Source organism: Amycolatopsis sp. TNS106, from assembly GCF_019330265.1.
GTDB lineage: Bacteria > Actinomycetota > Actinomycetes > Mycobacteriales > Pseudonocardiaceae > Amycolatopsis > Amycolatopsis lurida.
Genome location: NZ_CP024972.1, coordinates 8,052,510 through 8,068,004, shown reverse-complemented (window position 1 = coordinate 8,068,004; position 15,495 = coordinate 8,052,510). Strand labels below are relative to the sequence as shown.

The window sequence follows — 15,495 nt, the reverse complement described above, 5'->3', positions numbered from 1 at the left end:
CTCAGACCGGCGCGCTCTCCCGGCTGCGGGACAACAGGAACGCCGCGATCCCGGCGGGGAAGAACATGAGCACGCCGTAGATCCCGGCCGGCACGGCCATCGCCTTGTCACCGAGCACGGAGATCGCCACCGCGATCGCGAGGGTGGCATTGTGGACGCCGATCTCCATGGCGGACGCGATCGACTGCCCGCGGTCCACCCGGAACAGTCGCGGCACGTAGTACCCGATCGCGAGGCTGAGCACGGAAAGCGCCAGCGCCACCGGCCCGAGTGTCCAGATGTTGTCCACCAGCGTCCGGAATTCCTGCGCGATCGCGGCCGCGATCACCAGGACGAGCACGACGGCGGAGCCGATCTTGACCGGTTTGCGCATCCGCTCCGCCCAGTCGGTGAACCGGTGCCGCACCGCCATCCCGATCACGACCGGGATCAGCACGATCGCGAACACCTGCACGAATTTCGCGGGCTGGAGCCCGACAGAGGCACTGCCGTCGAGGAATCCGGTCATCGACAGGCCGACCACCAGCGGCAGGGTGAACACGGCCAGCACGGAGTTGATCGCCGTGAGGGTCACGTTGAGGGCGACGTCGCCGCCGGCGAGATGACTGAACAGGTTCGCCGAGGTCCCGCCGGGCGAGGCGACGAGCAGCATCATGCCGACCGCGAGCACACCTCCGAGACCGAACGCCAGGATCAGGCCGAGGCAGATCACGGGCAGCACGATCATCTGGCACACCAGTGCGATGACGGCGGCCTTCGGATACTTCAGCACCCGCGTGAAGTCGCCGACGGTCAGGGTCAGGCCCAGCCCGAACATGACGAGTGCCAGCGCTACCGGCAGGAGGATGGAAAACATCGCCGAACCCATCGAGGGGCCTCCGTCCGATATGCCCTTTTCAGATCGGCAATCGTGTCAAGCGGCGTGACCGGGGTCAAGGCACCGAAACCCAGCCGTGACCCCGCCCGATCGGCACTGTAAGAGTTCGGTAATCGCCCGAACCGGGCGATCCGGACGGTTCGTACGCTTGAATGTCCCCCATGAAACGCAAGCGGGTGCTCGTCGTGGTGGCGGTCGGACTGGTGGTGGCGGCCGCCGCGGGCCTCTATTGGTTCCAGCCGTGGAAGCTCTGGGTGAACGAAACGGTCCAGGAGGCCGCGCCCGTCGTCGTCCAGCCCTCGGCTCAACCGACGGCCCAGCCTTCGGGAAGTGCCACGCCCGCCCCGAAAGAGCCCTCGGTCGTGGCCACCGGCGCCTTGATCAGCCACGAGCACACGACCAGTGGTGACGTCCGGATCCTGCGCGCGGCCGACGGATCACTGGTGCTGCGCCTGGAGAACCTGGACACGAGCAACGGACCGGATCTGCGGGTCTGGCTCACCGACGCGCCGGTCATCCCCGGCAAGGGCGGCTGGTTCGTGTTCGACGACGGCGCGTACGTGAGCGCCGGGAAACTCAAGGGCAACAAGGGAAGCCAGAACTACACGCTGCCCGCCGGCACCGATCTGGCGCGCTATTCGAGCGTGACCATCTGGTGTGAACGGTTCAGTGTCTCCTTCGGCGCGGCCGCGCTGACCAAGGTTTAGGCGAGCCTGTCCACCGCGTACTCCATCTCCGCGCGGACGGCACGCAGATCGATGCCGCCGGGGTCGATGATCGCGGCCACGGCGATCCCCCGCAGTTGCCCGACCAGCGCCGCCGCGTACGCGTCGGGGTCGCGGACGCCGGTGATGGAGCCGTCCGCGATCCCGGCGGCGACGGTCTGCGCGATGGCGAACCGGTACCGGCGGTCGGCCTCGGTCATCGCCGACCGCACCGCCGGATCACCGACGGTCGCGTCCGTCCAGAGCACCACGAACGCCCGGTTCAGCGGCGGCATGTCGGTGAGCAGCTCGAAGAAGACGTCCAGCAGGGCCCGCAGCATGTCCATCGGGCTCGGGGCCAGCCCGCCGGTCCGGGTGGCGACGGCGGCGCCGAAGACGTCGGCGAACTTCTCCGCGGCGAACTCGACGAGCCGCTGGACCAGCGTCTCCTTCGAGCCGAACAACTGGTAGACGACGCCGCTGGGGTAACCGGTCCTGGCGCAGATCATGCCGATCTTGAGCCGGGCGAAGCCTGCCTCGCCGACGAGGCGGGCGGCGGTGTCGAGAATCCGTGTCCGTGCGATCTCCTGGTCACGCTGGACCTGGTGCTCCTCCGCAGACGGGTCCACGCCGCGATCCTCCCATGACTTCCGGTTCGCCACCGGTCGACGCGGCGTTACGATCCGGACATGAGGATCGCCTTCGCCGCCGACGACCGCAACGCCACGACGGACGCCGTCCAGGCGTATCTCGCCGAGGCGGGCCACGAGGTGGTCCGCCCGGCGACGTCGGACGTCTGGCCGGAACTCGGCGCGGCGGTGGGCAGGGCGGTCGCGGAAGGCGAAGCCGATTTCGGCGTGGTGATGTGCTGGACCGGGACGGGGACGGCCATCGCGGCCAACAAGGTCCCCGGCGTCCGCGCGGCGCTGGCCTGGGACACCTGGATCGCCGCCGGCGCGCGCAAATGGAACGACGCCAACGTGCTGGCGCTGAGCCTCAAACGGCTGGCCCCCGACGTGGCCGTCGAAATCACCGAGGTGTTCCTTTCCGGTGTCCTGCCCGACCCCGACGAATCCGCGAATATCGCCCGGCTCGGCGAAATGGACGAATTCCGTCGGTGACCGGCACCGAACCAGTGAACGGTTAACGCTGTCGAACGTATTAGGCCGTTCGCAGGAAAATCACCACTCTACGTAGTGATGCTTCCCATATTGGTCCAGACCACGTACCGTCTCCCGCAACAAAGCGTTCCGCATGGAGGTGGTCGATGAAGACGCATCCCCGCCTGCCCGGCTCCGGCCGCGGCAACGCGATGTCGCTGATTTCCCTTTGACGAAATCATCTCCAAGATCATTTCCCTGCACCGGGTTGTAAGGAGTGAAATGTCGAGAAAAAGATGGCATCTGGTCGGCCTGTTCACGGCCGTGGCGGCGCTGGCGGTCGGTCTGGTGACCGTGCCGGCGAACGCGGCCGGTGGCGTCGGAGCCACCCTGACCAAGGGGTCGGACTGGGGCTCCGGCTGGGAAGGCAAGTACACGATCACCAACAACTCGGGATCGAGCCTGACCAACTGGACCCTCGAGTTCGACCTCGCGGCGGGGCACTCGATCGCTTCGCTGTGGGACGGCAGCTACACCGTCTCCGGCCAGCACGTGACCGTCAAGAACACCTGGAACGGCAACCTTTCCAACGGTGGCTCCACCAGCTTCGGCTTCAACGTCAAGTACTCCGGCGCCTACACCGCGCCCGCCAACTGCAAGATCAACGGCGGCTCGTGCGACCCGGGCGGCGGTAACCCGACCACGACGCCGACCACGCCGACCACCACGACGTCCAATCCCCCGACGTCGACCAGCACGAGCAATCCGCCGACCACCACGACTTCGAACCCGAACCCGGGCGCGAAGAAGAACCTCGGCTACTTCGTGCAGTGGGGCGTCTACGGCCGCAACTATCACGTGAAGAACATTCACACTTCCGGTTCCGCGGCCAAGCTGACGCATATCAACTACGCGTTCGGCAACGTCACCAACGGTTCCTGCACCGCGAACGACGACACCTACGCCGACTACGACAAGTTCTACGACGCCGGGTCCAGTGTGGACGGTGTCGCGGACTCGTGGGACGCGGGCTCGCTGCGCGGTAACTTCAACCAGCTGCGCAAGCTGAAGAAGATGTACCCGGGCCTGAAGGTGCTGTGGTCGTTCGGCGGCTGGACCTGGTCCGGCGGCTTCGGCCAGGCGTCGAAGAACCCGGCCGCGTTCGCGGAATCCTGCTACAAGCTGATCAAGGACCCGCGGTGGGCCGACGTCTTCGACGGTATCGACATCGACTGGGAGTACCCGAACGCCTGTGGCCTGACCTGTGACACCAGCGGTCCCGCCGCGATCAAGAACGTCGCACAGGCGCTGCGCACCAAGTTCGGCTCCTCGTTCCTGGTCACCGCCGCGATCACCGCCGACGCCAGTAGCGGCGGCAAGATCGACGCCGCCGACTACGGCCCCGCGTCGGCGTACTTCGACTGGTACAACGTCATGACGTACGACTTCTTCGGCGCTTGGGCGGCGCAGGGTCCGACGGCACCGCACTCGCCGCTGACCTCGTACCCCGGCATCCCGCAGCAGGGCTTCACCTCCGACGACGCCATCCAGAAGCTCAAGGCCAAGGGCGTCCCGGCGAGCAAACTGTTGCTGGGTATCGGTTTCTACGGCCGAGGCTGGACCGGCGTCACCCAGGACGCCCCGGGCGGCACCGCGACCGGCGCGGCACCGGGCACCTACGAGGCGGGCATCGAGGACTACAAGATCCTCAAGAACAGCTGCCCGTCGACCGGCACCATCGCGGGCACCGCGTACGCGAAGTGCGGCAACAACTGGTGGAGCTACGACACTCCCGCGACCATCAACGGAAAGATGGGCTGGACCAAGAACCAGGGTCTCGGCGGCGCGTTCTTCTGGGAGCTCAGTGGTGACACCACCAACGGTGAACTCGTCACGGCCATGCGCAACGGCCTGAACTGAGAGGTTCGACAGTGGGCAAGCGGACTTGGATCCAGGCCGTCGGCCTGGCCGCCGCTGCCGCAACGGCCGGCGCGGTCCTCGTGATCGCGCCGGCCTCCGCGGCCGGCGGCGTCGGCGCCGCCTTCAGCAAGGGTTCCGATTGGGGCTCGGGCTGGGAAGGCAAGTACACGATCAGCAACAACTCCGGATCGAGCCTTCCCACCTGGACGGTCGAATTCGACCTCCCCGCGGGACACTCGATCGCTTCACTGTGGGACGGCAGCTACTCGGTCTCCGGGCAGCACGTGACGGTGAAGAACACCTGGAACGGCAACCTTTCCAACGGTGGCTCCACCAGTTTCGGGTTCAACGTCAAGTACTCCGGGGGCTACGTCGCCCCGGCGAACTGCAAGATCAACGGTGGTTCCTGCGATCCGGGCGGTGGCGGCCCGACCACGACGCCGACCACGCCCACCAGCACGACCACGACCTCCCCGACGACGACCACGAGCACCCCACCGCCCGGCGGCCGTGGCGCGCCGTATCTGTACATGGGCTGGGGCAGCCCGCCGAACCCGCAGACGGTGATGAACGCGACCGGGATCAAGTGGTTCACGATGGCGTTCATCCTTTCCTCCGGTGGGTGCAATCCCGCCTGGGACGGCAGCCGTCCGCTGCAGGGCGGCGTCGACGCGAACGCGATCGCGCAGATCAAGGCCGCGGGCGGGCAGATCGTGCCGTCCTTCGGCGGGTGGAGCGGCAACAAGCTCGGCCCGAACTGCTCGACGCCGGAAGCGCTCGCCGGGGCCTACCAGAAGGTGATCGACGCCTACGGCCTCAAGGCGATCGACATCGACATCGAGAACACCGACGAGTTCGAGAACGCGGTCGTGCAGGACCGCGTCCTGAACGCGCTGAAGATCGTGAAGGCGAACAACCCCGGTATCCAGACCATCCTGACCTTCGGCACGACGACCAGCGGCCCGAACTCCTGGGGCAACCGGCTCATCGACCAGTCGAAGGCACTGAGCGCCGGGATCGACGTCTACACGATCATGCCGTTCGACTTCGGTGGTGGCGCGGACATGTACGGCAACACCATCCGGGCGGCGAACGGCTTGCGGGACAAGCTGAAGTCGACCTTCGGGTGGAACGACGCCACAGCGTACGGCCACCTCGGCATCAGCGGCATGAACGGTCTTTCGGATCAGCGGGAACTGACGAGTCTCGACACCTGGACGCGGATCACCGACTGGTCCAAGACCAACAAGATCGCCAGGCTCGCGTTCTGGTCGGCCAACCGTGACCGCGGCTGCCCGAACGGCGGGGTCGCCGAGAACTGCAGTGGCATCGCGCAGAACGACTGGGACTTCACGCGGATCACCGCGGCCTTCTGACGTCCCCTTCGAACCGCGGGCCCGCACCGATGCTGCACGGTGCGGGCCCGCTCCTTTCTCTCGCAACCAGATGACTAATTGCGGGAGGTCGCGGCAAGTACGTGAAGGCCCCCTTCACTGCGTCTAGCGCAGAGAAGGGGGCCTTCACGTACTTGCGGAACGCCTCAGTGACCACAATGGTCACCGGAGTACTCAGCCCCGGTCCGTGAAGGCCTCCTTGAGGGACTCTGGGTCCCTCAAGGAGGCCTTCACGGAAAGTCGCCCGCTCGCGAAAAGCCGGGAGCGCTCAGGGCAGGGCGTTCAGGAACGGTTCGTGCGCGTTCTGGAACTCCCATCCGTAGTACCGGTCCCAGTTGATCGACCACGTCATCAGCCCGCGCAACGCGGGCGAAGCGCCGCCACGCAAGGAATACGACCCGCAGCCGGAGTTCTTCACCAGGCAGTTCAGCGCCGCATGCACGGCCGCCGGCGCGGTGTGCCCGTTACCCGCGCTCACCGCGGCGGGCAGGCCGAACGCGATCTGGTCCTCACGCAGCCCCGGGAACCGGAATCCGGTCGAGGACACCGTGAAGCCCGCCTTGATCATGTCGGTCATCGCGATGTGGAAGTCCGCGCCGCCCATGAAGTGGTACTGGTTGTCCAGCCCCATCACCGGCCCGGAGTTGTAGTCCTGGACGTGCAGCACGGTCAGCGCGTCCCGCATCGCGTGGATCACCGGCAGGTACGAGCCCGTCCGGTTGTCGGCGCCGCCGAGGCCGCCGTAATACTGATACCCGGTCTGCACGAAGAACGTCTCCGGCGCCATCGTCAGCACGAATCCCGCACCATAGCGGGCCTTCAACGTCTTCAGCGCCGAGATGAGGTTGACGATCACCGGCGTGGTCGGATTGCGGAAGTCGTTGTCACCGGAGTTGAGGTACAGCGAGTGCCCCTCGAAGTCGATGTCGAGCCCGTTCAGCCCGTACCGGTCGATGATCGCGGACACCGAACTCACGAAAGCGTCCCGAGCCGCGGTCGTGGTCAGCTGGACCTGTCCGTTCTGGCCACCGATGGAGATCAGGACCTTCTTGCCCTGAGCCTGCTTAGCGCGGATCGCGGCGATGAAGTCCGCGTCGCTTTCCACGGTCGGGCATTCCGCGACCGGGCAGCGCGTGAAGCGGATGTCACCGGAGGTCACCGAGGTCGGTTCACCGAAGGCGAGGTTGATGATGTCCCACGCCGCCGGGACGTCGGCCATCCGTGTGTAGCCGGAGCCGTTGGCGAAACTCGCGTGCAGGTAGCCGATCAGCGCGTGCTTCGGCAGGCCGGAGTCGACGCAGCCGGAAGTCGTGGCGCCCACCTCGGTGCTCTTCGGCGACTCGCCCGCGCTGTTGTAGGCGGCCACCGAATAGCTGTGCGACGAACAGGCCGTCAGCCCCGAGAGCGTCGCCGAAGTCCCGGTCACCGTCGCGACGACCTTGCCTGCCTCGTATACGCGATAGCCGGTCACCGCCCCCGCCGAGGCGCCCCACGAGAGCGCTATCGACGAGTTCGTCACCGTGCCCACGGCCGGATTCCCCGGTGCGGGCGGCGCGCCGGGGGTGCCACCGCCGGGCCCGTCGAGGCTGATGTCGTCCGCGTAGTAGGTGCCGGACCCGTACCAGCCGTGGACGTACACCTCCGCCGTCGTCTGCGTGGCCGACGTCGTGAACGAAAGTGACAGCTGCGTGTAGGAGGTCGCCGCGGTCCAGGTCGACGGCCCGCCGGTGACCCCGAGGTACACCGGGTTCCCGTTCACCCAGGCGGACACCGCGTAGGTCGTGTTCGGCTGGACGGATACCGTCTGTGCGCATTTCCCGATCGTCGAGCCGGGCGTGACCGAAACGGCGTAACCGCCCGAACGGACCGGTGTGGTCACGGTCGCGCCCGCCGCGCAGGACCAGCCGGACGTCGAACCCGCCTCGAAACCGGGATTGAGGAGCAGGTTGGCCGCGCTCGCGGTGCCGCCACCGGTGACCAGGCCGGTGAAGACAAGCACCAAAACGGCCAGAAATGACAAGGATCTGGAACGCCTCATCGCGATTCCTCCGTGGAAGGGCGGCCTGCCGCCGCGCTGGGCTAATTGTCTAGACCAATTCGGCGAAAGTCCATACCCCGGGGACACCAGGGCCGAAAGACCCGACTACTCCGGGCTGCTTTACCGGTGTGACGCGCGGGCGCGCTCCGTAACGTCGGAGGGGCCAAAGAGGGCTGGGGGCTTTCGGGAGGTGGGGACGATGGGAACGCACAGGGACGCGCCGAGAACGGCCGATCCGGCGTGATGACCGTGGCCGAAGCGGTGCGCCCGACCTACGTGCCCCGCCCGGGGGAGCCGGACGGCGAACTGATCCGCGCGGCGATCAGCGGTGACCGGCGGGCGATCGAGAGCCTGCTGACGCTCCTCCGGCCGATCGTGTTCCGCTACTGCGTGGGCAGGCTGGGCGGGACGGTCCGCGGCGTCTCCAACGCCGAGGACTGCGCGCAGGAGGTCCTGATGGCCGTCCTCGTCGCCTTGCCGCGCTACAGCTACCAGGACAACAGCTTCCTGCCGTACGTCTTCGGAATCGCTGCGCACAAGGTCGCCGACGTCCGCCGCAACCTCGCCCGCGACCCGTCCGCGCCGGTGCCCGATCCCGAGCCCGACCAGGACGGACCGTGGAACCCGACGTTCGAGGAGGTCGAGAGGGCCGATCGCCGCCGCCGGTTGTCGCGGCTGTTCGACGTCCTTTCGGCCAAACAGCGTGACGTGCTGGTGCTGCGCGTGATCCACGGGTACAGCGCCGAGGAGACCGCCGGGGCGCTGGGCATGGCGAGCGCGGGCGCGGTCCGCGTCACCCAGCACCGGGCTCTCAACGAACTGCGCCGGGTACTGCGCGAGAACCCCGATTTCGCCGGCGGGTTCGCGATCTTCTAGACGGTGGGCTTGCGGCGTTGCGTGGCGTAGACGGCGGCGGCGGTGCGGCGTTCGAAACCGAGCTTGTGCAGCAGGGACGACACGTAGTTCTTCACCGTCTTCTCCGCCAGGTACAGCTTTTCCGCGATCTGGCGGTTGGTCAGCCCGTCGGCGATGTGGTCGAGCACCCGCCGCTCCTGCGGGCTCAGCTGTTCGTACCGCGGGTCCGGGAGTTCGCTCTCCCCGCGCAGCCGGTTCATCACCGACGCCGTCAGCGTGCTGTCCAGGAGCGATCCGCCGGCGGCGACGGTGCGGACGGCCTTGACGAGCGCGCCGCCGGAGACCTGCTTGAGCATGTACCCGGCCGCGCCGGCCATGATCGCGCCGAACAACGCGTCGTCATCCGAATAGGACGTCAGCATCAGGCAGGCGGGCGGCGGGTCGACGGACGCCCTGATCTCCCGGCAGACGCTGACCCCCTCGCCGTCCGGCAGGCGGACGTCGAGCACCGCGACCTGCGGTTTGACCGCGGGGATCCGCACGTACGCCTCGGCGGCCGTGGACGCTTCGCCGACCACCGTGAGATCGTCTTCGGCTTCGAAGACCGTCTTCAGCCCGGTGCGGACGAGTTCGTGATCGTCCAGCAGGAACACCGAAATCGTCATCGCACACTCCCCTGTCGGGCCGGCAGCTCCACCGACCAGTCGAGCTTCGTCCCGCCTTCCGGCGCCGCTTCGACGGCGAACGTGCCGTTCCAGCGGGCCGCGCGTTCGGCCAGGTTCGCCACGCCGCTGCGGTGGCCGGGTTCGGCGGGCATGCCGACGCCGTCGTCCACCACCGAAAGTTTCAGCCACCGGCCGTCCCGGTCCACGGAGACGTCGACCGAGACCGCCGTCGCCTCGGCATGTCTGACCACATTGGACAGTGCTTCGCGCAGGGTCGCGATGAGATCCGAGCGGACCGTGTCCGGCACGGCCGAGTCGAGCGGCCCGTCGAAGCCGACCCGGGGCTCCGACGCGCAGCCCGCGTCCAGCGCGACACGCAGCAGCTCCGACCGGAGGCTGCCCTGCGCTTCCGCCGGTTCCTGCAGGGAGAAGATGCTGTTGCGGATCTCGCGGATGGTGCGGTCGATCTCGTGCGCGAAGCCGGTCACGCGGTCGGCGACGGCGGGTTCGCCCGCGAGCCTGCCGAGCCCCTCCAGGCCGAGCCCGATCGCGAACAGCCGCTGGATCACCAGGTCGTGCAGGTCCCGGGCGATCCGGTCACGGTCTTCGAAGACGGCGAGGCGCTGCCTGTCCTGCTGCGCGCGGGCGAACTCGACCGCGAGCGCGGCGTGCCCGGCGAAGGTCTCGGCGAGCTGGACGTCGTAGGCGGAGAACGGGGTCTTGTCGCGGAACTTCGCCACCAGGAGGACACCGAGTTTCTCCTCGCCGGCGATCAGCGGGACGGCGACGGTGGAGTCGAGGTCCTTGATCATCGCGGGCATCGTGACGCCGCGTCCGCCCTGGTGCTCGATCACCTTGTCGCCGTACTCCCGCACCACGACGGGTTTGCCGCTCGTGTACGCCAGTCCGGTCGCGGTGCCCTCGGTCGGCACGGTGACGCCGGCGATCCGGTCGGCGTCCGGCCCCGGCGGCTCGACGATCTCGAAGACCAGCATCCCGTCACCGCGCGGCCGGGCGACCGCACCCGCCGAACCGCCGGCGACGACGCGGGCACGCTCGGCGATCAGGCGCAGGGTCGCGGTCAGATCCTGGTCGGCCAGGAGCGCGCCGGTGACGTGGTAGGAGGCTTCGAGCCAGCGTTCGCGCCGCTGCACCTGCTCGAACAGCGCGGCGTTCTCGATCACCACACCGGCCGCCGCGGTGAGCGCGACGAGCAGGTCGTCCTCGGCTTCGGTGAACTCCGCACCGTCCGGTTTGCGGGCGAGGTACAGCATCCCGAAGATGCGGCCGCGCATCCGGATCGGCACGATCCGGGACTCGTCCTCGGACGGCGGCCGTTCCCAAGCGTCGCCGAAGCGGATGAATTCGCCGGAATCGAGCACGCTCAACGCCCCGTACGGTGCGCCGGTCAGCTCGCAGGCGGATTCGACCATCCGCCGCAGGACGTCGGAGAGGCTGAGATCGTGGGCGATCCCGGCCACCGCGTCCAGAATCCTGGGCGCTTTGGCGTCGCTCGCCGCACTCACCCGCCGCACTGGCGTCACCGTCCCGGAGTAACTCCCCGGGCAGTGGGGTCAGGAATGACAGACGCGCCCGGATCGCTCATCTGGTGCGTCGATCACGGACAGTGCTTCGTTACTGCAAGCGCCGAGGATCCTTCGTCCGGTCACCGATTCGATCGGGATGCGGAGGTACCGGGCGTCCGTTTGGCCAGTCCAGCAGCCCAGCGGCAGGGTTTCGAGCTCGGCGATCACGATCGGATCACGCACCTCGGCGGCACGGCCGACGACGGTGACGAACCAGCCCGTCCCGAGGTCCTTGGCGAACTCGTCGACGGCGAACGCCACCACACTGTCGAGTATCCCGGCGAACAACGCGCTTTGCGACGGCGTCCGGACCACGATCGCGCCGTGGTGGAGCGCGAACCGCGCGGGCTGGATCGCCGGCATGGCCCGCGAGGTGAACACCACCCGGCCCAGCCCGGCGCGCGCGAGCAGGGCCAGGCACTGCTCGCGCCCGAGCGTCTCGAGACCCAAGGAGTCGGACATCGGCATCCCCGCGTTCTCGTGGTGTGGTTCGTCGAGGTCCACGGTCCCCGGCTTGCCGACTCGCCGGTAGGGCCGATGTACCCGGCCCGTGCGGGGGATGCGAGGGCTACACCTTCGGGCTCAGCAGGACGACGGGGATCTCCCGTTCGGTCTTGGTCTGGTACTGCGCGTAGTTCTTGAAGTCCGCGGTGATCTTGGGCCACAGGCGGGCGCGCTGCTCGGCGTCGGCCACGCTCGCGACCATCGCTTTCGCGCTCTCACCCTTGAGGGTCACCTGGACGTCGGGGTTGTCGCGGAGATTGAGGAACCACGCCGGGTGCTGGTCGTCGCCACCACGCGAGGCGACGATGACGTACGCGTCGCCCTCGCGCAGCGGCGAAGTCAGCAGCACGGTGCGCGGCTGGCCGGATTTGCGGCCGATGGTGGTCAGTTCCAGGACGGTCATCCCGGCGACCTGCCAGCCGGCACGGCCGCCGCTGACCTTCTGGATGACGCGGTGGACGGCGTTCATGGTCTTCAAGGCGAAATCGGAGGGCATGCGGAGAAGACTACTCCGCTTTCGTCGCCACTTCGATTCCGTCCAGGAGAACGGCCAGCGAGAACTCGAAGGCCTCCCTCGCCTCCTGTTCCAGATAGGACACCGTCTCGTCCTCCATCCGGAACGCGTGCTCGCTCTCCATCCAGGTCAGCGTCGGGAAACGCTCGGCGAAGTCCGGCGAGACCTCCTTCAGATGCGCGGAGCGCGCGTGCCACCACTCGTCGTCGGGCTGCCCTGTCACCTTTTCGGCCAGCCGCGCCTCCGAAGCCGTCCTGGCGGGCTCGCGCACGCACGAGTACAGCGCGCTGACCAGCCGCCGCAGCGCCGTCGGCCGCAATCCGGTCCGGCGCAGGATCTTCACCAGCGCCTCCAGGACGACGTACTCGTTCGGCCCGAGCACCGGCCGCGCCTGCGAGACCTGAAGGACCCAGGGGTGCCGCAGGTAGAAGTCCCAGAGATCCTCGGCCCAGCGCGCGGCGTCGGCCCGCCAGCCGTCTCCGTCGTAAGTGGCCGGCAGCTCGGCGAGCGCCGTGTCGTACATGAGGTCGACGAGTTCGCTCTTGCTCGGGACATAGGTGTAGAGCGCCATGGCCGTGCGGCCGAGCCGGTCCCCGACCGCCCGCATCGAAAGGCCCGCCATGCCTTCGGCGTCCGCGATGGCGATGGCGGTTTCGACGATCAGCTCCACCGAAAGCCCCGGTTTGGGGCCGGGCCGCTCGGCGTCCGGCGACCCGGTCCGCCACAGCAGCGCCATCGACCGCCGAGGATCTCCCTGCGCCGCGTAGACGACCACTTGCCAACTCCTTACAGCATAAACTAACGTCTGCTACCCTCACTTTACAGGCTAAAGAGTTCCAACCAGGGGAGAGCCATGCCTTCGGCCGCCGACAGCCACGACATGATCCAGGTGCGCGGAGCCAGAGAGAACAACCTCGCCGACGTCTCGGTCGACATCCCCAAACGCCGTCTCACCGTCTTCACCGGTGTCTCGGGCTCGGGCAAGTCGTCCTTGGTGTTCGGCACCATCGCCGCGGAGTCGCAGCGGCTGATCAACGAGACCTACACCGCGTTCATCCAGTCCTTCATGGCCCCGGTCGGACGGCCGGACGTGGACGCGCTGCGGAACCTGAGCGCCGCGATCGTCGTCGACCAGGAGCGGATGGTGGCCAACTCGCGATCCACCGTCGGCACCGCGACCGACGCGCACACGATGCTGCGGATCGTCTTCAGCAGGCTGGGAACCCCGCACGTGGGCACGTCGGGTGCGTTCAGCTTCAACCTTCCCGAGGGGATGTGCCCCGAATGCGAGGGGCTGGGGAAGGTCTCCAGCATCGATGTCGACCAGCTCGTCGACAAAGAGCTTTCGCTGAACGAAGGGGCGATCACCGTCCCGAACTTCGCCCCCGGCGGCTGGTACTGGAAGGGGCTGGCGGAGTCCGGCTTCGTCGATCCCGCGGTCAAGCTGAAGGACTACACCCCCCAGCAGTGGGAAGACTTCATGCACAAACCCGCCACCAAGATGAAGCTCGGCGGGATCAACACCAACTACGAAGGCCTGCTAGTGAAGGTGCAGCGGTTGTTCCTGTCGAAGGACAAGGAAGCGACGCAGCCGCACATCCGGGCCTTCGTGGACCGGGCGATCACCTTCCGGCAGTGCCCGGCGTGCGAAGGCGCGCGGCTCAACCAGGCGGCGTTGTCCTCGAAGATCGAGGGGCTGAACATCGCCGACTGCTCGTCGATGCAGATCGACGAACTGGCCGATTTCCTCCGCAAGATCGACGATCCGTCGGTGGGGCCGCTGATGCAGACCCTGCGCGGCACCCTCGACTCGCTCGTGGAGATCGGCCTCGGCTATCTGAGCCTCGACCGTGAGTCCGGGACGCTTTCGGGCGGCGAGGCGCAGCGCGTGAAGATGGTGCGGCACCTGGGTTCCAGCCTCACCGACGTCACCTACGTGTTCGACGAGCCGACCGTCGGGCTGCACCCGCACGACATCCAGCGCATGAACGGTCTTCTGCTTCTCCTGAAGGACAAGGGGAACACGGTGCTCGTCGTCGAGCACAAACCGGAGACGATCGAGATCGCCGACCACGTCGTCGACCTCGGTCCCGGCGCCGGGCCGAACGGCGGGCAGATCTGTTACACCGGCGACGTCGCCGGACTGCGCGCGTCCGGCACGCTGACCGGACGGCACCTCGACCACCGGGCGCGGCTGCGCACCGACGTCCGCACGGCACGCGGGCAGATCGAGATCCGGAACGCGACCCGGCACAACCTGCGCGGGGTCGACGTGGACATCCCGCTCGGGGTGCTGACCGTGGTCACCGGTGTCGCCGGTTCGGGCAAGAGCTCGCTCATCCACGGCTCACTGTCCACAAGGGACGACGTGGTGGTGCTCGACCAGTCGGCCATCCGCGGCTCGCGGCGCAGCAACCCGGCGACCTACACCGGCCTGCTCGACCCGATCCGCACCGCGTTCGCCAAGGCCAACGGCGTCAAGGCGGCCCTGTTCAGCGCGAACTCCGAAGGCGCTTGCCCGAAATGCAAGGGCATCGGGCTGATCTACACCGACCTGGCGATGATGGCAGGCGTGGCGACGGTCTGCGAGGAGTGCGAAGGCAAGCGGTTCACCGCGGAAGTGCTGACGTACAAGCTGCGGGGCAAGGACATCAGCGAAGTCCTCGCGATGCCGGTCGCCGAGGCGCGCGAGTTCTTCCCCTCGGGGCAGGCGCGGACGATCCTGGACCGGCTTTCCGATGTCGGCCTCGGCTACCTCGGACTCGGGCAGCCGCTCACGACGCTGTCCGGCGGGGAACGGCAGCGGATCAAACTCGCCATCCGGATGGCGGAGAAGTCGGCGACGTACGTCCTCGACGAACCGACCACCGGGCTGCACCTCGCCGACGTCGATCAGTTGCTGGGCCTGCTGGACCGGCTCGTCGACGACGGGAACACGGTGGTCGTGATCGAACATCACCAGGCGGTGATGGCGCACGCGGACTGGATCGTGGATCTCGGACCGGGTGCCGGTTCGGACGGGGGTCAGGTGGTGTTCACGGGGACTCCGGCCGATCTGGTCGCCTCCGGTGACACGCTCACGGCACAGCACCTTCGCGCTTACGTGGGCCGGTAGCGCGCTGTCTTGAGTGATGAGCGCGATGGCGATCACGCGTGACTGGACGGACGGCACGCGGCAGAGCCACGGCCACGGTCGTGTCGTCCATCCAGTCACGCGTGTCGTCCACCTGATGACGCGTGTCGTCCCCCTGATCACGCCAGGGCGAGAAGCGTCGGCCGTGAAGCGACGCCGCGCGTACGCCCGGCTACGTACCTGAGACGCCCTCAGCGAAGACGGC

Annotated in this window: 14 protein-coding genes; 6 read left to right on the top strand and 8 right to left on the bottom strand. The window is 67.8% G+C overall.

The genetic code is table 11. The annotated features are described in order from the left end of the window. Nucleotide 1 precedes the first annotated feature (1 nt). Nucleotides 2-856, bottom strand: coding sequence for a bile acid:sodium symporter family protein (locus CVV72_RS37415; RefSeq protein ID WP_255632385.1), 855 nt, complete (start codon nt 854-856; stop codon nt 2-4). 182 nt (nt 857-1,038) lie between these two features. Here CVV72_RS37415 and CVV72_RS37410 point away from each other — a divergent pair, with 182 nt between their 5' ends. Then, on the top strand, nt 1,039-1,584 hold the full coding sequence (locus tag CVV72_RS37410; RefSeq protein WP_219149040.1) for a DM13 domain-containing protein: 546 nt from the start codon (nt 1,039-1,041) through the stop codon (nt 1,582-1,584). Here CVV72_RS37410 and CVV72_RS37405 read toward each other — a convergent pair. Further along, nucleotides 1,581-2,210: a TetR/AcrR family transcriptional regulator gene (locus CVV72_RS37405; protein WP_219149038.1), complete on the bottom strand. Its 630-nt coding sequence runs from the start codon at nt 2,208-2,210 to the stop codon at nt 1,581-1,583. The genes CVV72_RS37410 and CVV72_RS37405 overlap by 4 nt on opposite strands. A gap of 60 nt (nt 2,211-2,270) precedes the next feature. Here CVV72_RS37405 and CVV72_RS37400 point away from each other — a divergent pair, with 60 nt between their 5' ends. The 3 genes from CVV72_RS37400 (at nt 2,271) to CVV72_RS37390 (ending at nt 5,977) form a co-directional block, all read left to right on the top strand. Then, nucleotides 2,271-2,702, top strand: a complete 432-nt coding sequence (locus CVV72_RS37400) for an RpiB/LacA/LacB family sugar-phosphate isomerase (RefSeq protein WP_219149036.1) — start codon at nt 2,271-2,273, stop codon at nt 2,700-2,702. Between the two features lie 261 nt (nt 2,703-2,963). Beyond that, complete coding sequence (locus tag CVV72_RS37395) at nt 2,964-4,601, top strand: glycosyl hydrolase family 18 protein (protein WP_034315332.1); 1,638 nt, start codon at nt 2,964-2,966, stop codon at nt 4,599-4,601. Between the two features lie 11 nt (nt 4,602-4,612). Beyond that, on the top strand, nt 4,613-5,977 hold the full coding sequence (locus CVV72_RS37390; RefSeq protein ID WP_219149034.1) for a cellulose binding domain-containing protein: 1,365 nt from the start codon (nt 4,613-4,615) through the stop codon (nt 5,975-5,977). Nucleotides 5,978-6,263: 286 nt separating this feature from the next. Here CVV72_RS37390 and CVV72_RS37385 read toward each other — a convergent pair whose 3' ends face one another. Beyond that, nucleotides 6,264-8,033 carry a chitinase gene (locus CVV72_RS37385; RefSeq protein WP_219149032.1) on the bottom strand — a complete coding sequence of 590 codons (1,770 nt, stop codon included), beginning with the start codon at nt 8,031-8,033 and terminating at the stop codon, nt 6,264-6,266. 243 nt (nt 8,034-8,276) lie between these two features. Here CVV72_RS37385 and CVV72_RS37380 point away from each other — a divergent pair, with 243 nt between their 5' ends. After that, the gene (locus CVV72_RS37380; protein ID WP_219149030.1) at nt 8,277-8,909 is read left to right on the top strand and encodes a sigma-70 family RNA polymerase sigma factor; all 633 of its coding nucleotides are present in this window, start codon (nt 8,277-8,279) and stop codon (nt 8,907-8,909) included. Here the strand turns inward: CVV72_RS37380 and CVV72_RS37375 are convergent. The 5 genes from CVV72_RS37375 to CVV72_RS37355 form a co-directional block, all read right to left on the bottom strand. Continuing rightward, a complete protein-coding gene (locus tag CVV72_RS37375; protein WP_034315322.1) occupies nt 8,906-9,553 on the bottom strand; it encodes a response regulator transcription factor in 648 nt (215 codons plus the stop codon). The genes CVV72_RS37380 and CVV72_RS37375 overlap by 4 nt on opposite strands. Then, a complete protein-coding gene (locus tag CVV72_RS37370) occupies nt 9,550-11,097 on the bottom strand; it encodes a GAF domain-containing sensor histidine kinase (RefSeq protein ID WP_219149028.1) in 1,548 nt (515 codons plus the stop codon). The genes CVV72_RS37375 and CVV72_RS37370 overlap by 4 nt, the downstream gene beginning before the upstream one ends. Nucleotides 11,098-11,127: 30 nt before the next feature. Further along, entirely contained in the window at nt 11,128-11,601 is a 474-nt protein-coding gene (locus CVV72_RS37365) for a pyridoxamine 5'-phosphate oxidase family protein (protein WP_255632384.1), read from the bottom strand. 106 nt (nt 11,602-11,707) lie between these two features. Then, the gene (locus CVV72_RS37360) at nt 11,708-12,139 is read right to left on the bottom strand and encodes a nitroreductase family deazaflavin-dependent oxidoreductase (RefSeq protein ID WP_219149026.1); all 432 of its coding nucleotides are present in this window, start codon (nt 12,137-12,139) and stop codon (nt 11,708-11,710) included. 10 nt (nt 12,140-12,149) lie between these two features. Beyond that, nucleotides 12,150-12,932 carry a TetR/AcrR family transcriptional regulator gene (locus tag CVV72_RS37355; protein ID WP_219149024.1) on the bottom strand — a complete coding sequence of 261 codons (783 nt, stop codon included), beginning with the start codon at nt 12,930-12,932 and terminating at the stop codon, nt 12,150-12,152. A 78-nt stretch (nt 12,933-13,010) separates the two neighbouring features. Between CVV72_RS37355 and CVV72_RS37350 the strand changes: the two genes are divergently transcribed. After that, nucleotides 13,011-15,272, top strand: a complete 2,262-nt coding sequence (locus tag CVV72_RS37350) for an excinuclease ABC subunit UvrA (RefSeq protein ID WP_219149022.1) — start codon at nt 13,011-13,013, stop codon at nt 15,270-15,272. Nucleotides 15,273-15,495: the final 223 nt, after the last annotated feature.

Bases quoted from the DNA above. Each gene is read 5' to 3' on its own strand.
- CVV72_RS37415 (WP_255632385.1), bottom strand. From the start codon at position 856: ATGTTTTCCATCCTCCTGCCGGTAGCGCTGGCACTCGTCATGTTCGGG.
- CVV72_RS37410 (WP_219149040.1), top strand. From the start codon at position 1,039: ATGAAACGCAAGCGGGTGCTCGTCGTGGTGGCGGTCGGACTGGTGGTG.
- CVV72_RS37400 (WP_219149036.1), top strand. From the start codon at position 2,271: ATGAGGATCGCCTTCGCCGCCGACGACCGCAACGCCACGACGGACGCC.
- CVV72_RS37395 (WP_034315332.1), top strand. From the start codon at position 2,964: ATGTCGAGAAAAAGATGGCATCTGGTCGGCCTGTTCACGGCCGTGGCG.
- CVV72_RS37385 (WP_219149032.1), bottom strand. From the start codon at position 8,033: ATGAGGCGTTCCAGATCCTTGTCATTTCTGGCCGTTTTGGTGCTTGTC.
- CVV72_RS37380 (WP_219149030.1), top strand. From the start codon at position 8,277: ATGACCGTGGCCGAAGCGGTGCGCCCGACCTACGTGCCCCGCCCGGGG.
- CVV72_RS37375 (WP_034315322.1), bottom strand. From the start codon at position 9,553: ATGACGATTTCGGTGTTCCTGCTGGACGATCACGAACTCGTCCGCACC.
- CVV72_RS37365 (WP_255632384.1), bottom strand. From the start codon at position 11,601: ATGTCCGACTCCTTGGGTCTCGAGACGCTCGGGCGCGAGCAGTGCCTG.
- CVV72_RS37360 (WP_219149026.1), bottom strand. From the start codon at position 12,139: ATGCCCTCCGATTTCGCCTTGAAGACCATGAACGCCGTCCACCGCGTC.
- CVV72_RS37350 (WP_219149022.1), top strand. From the start codon at position 13,011: ATGCCTTCGGCCGCCGACAGCCACGACATGATCCAGGTGCGCGGAGCC.